Origin of the sequence: Pannonibacter sp. (genome assembly GCF_051860505.1) — a bacterium.
Classification (GTDB): Bacteria; Pseudomonadota; Alphaproteobacteria; order Rhizobiales; family Stappiaceae; genus Pannonibacter.
In genome coordinates this window covers 1-610 of the sequence record NZ_JBHYDX010000052.1, presented here as the reverse complement: position 1 = coordinate 610, position 610 = coordinate 1, and the positions used below count along the sequence as shown (strand labels likewise).

Here is a 610-nt window from a genome sequence, read left to right as displayed (position 1 = left end):
ATGACCCAGTTGGGCTCTATCGATCCGATCTTGCCGGCGAGGTCCGCGCCGGACAATGCGAGGCGAACACCCGGGGCGGCTTGGGCCGCGGACAAATCGACGTTCCTGATGTTGGCGTGGGCATGCGGCGACCGCAACACCGCCATATGAAGCATGCCCGGCGATTTCATGTCGTCCGTGAAGCGTCCCTTGCCGGTGATAAATTTGAAGTCTTCGCGCCGCCGCAGCGGCTGGCCCATGTATTTGATGGCGGATGTTTCAGTCATGGCGTTGTGCCCCCGCTGCGAGCGACTCAACCGCGCGCACGATGTTGTGGTAGCCGGTGCAACGGCAGATGTTGCCGGTGAGGTTGTGGCGGATGTCGTGTTCGGTTGGATTCGGATGCTGCTTAAGCAACTGCCGCACGCTCATAATCATTCCCGGTGTACAGAAGCCGCATTGCAAGGCGTGATGCTCGTGAAAGGCTGCCTGGATCGGATCCAGCGCGCCACCCGCTGGCGCGAGGCCCTCGACCGTTGTTATGGATGCGCCGTCGGCCATGACAGCAAGAACCGTGCAGGACTTGACCGCTTGTCCATCGATATCGACGGTGCAGGCGCCGCATTGCGAT

Annotated in this window: 1 protein-coding gene and 1 pseudogene; both read right to left on the bottom strand. The window is 61.3% G+C overall.

The window, feature by feature from the left end:
- A pseudogene (locus ACTIFE_RS20440) lies at positions 1 to 266 on the bottom strand (xanthine dehydrogenase family protein molybdopterin-binding subunit); the annotation flags it as partial.
- Positions 259 to 610, bottom strand: a 352-nt coding sequence (locus ACTIFE_RS20435) for a (2Fe-2S)-binding protein (protein ID WP_439530987.1), incomplete at its 5' end; no start/stop codon positions are given. The gene ACTIFE_RS20435 and the pseudogene ACTIFE_RS20440, both read right to left, overlap by 8 nt.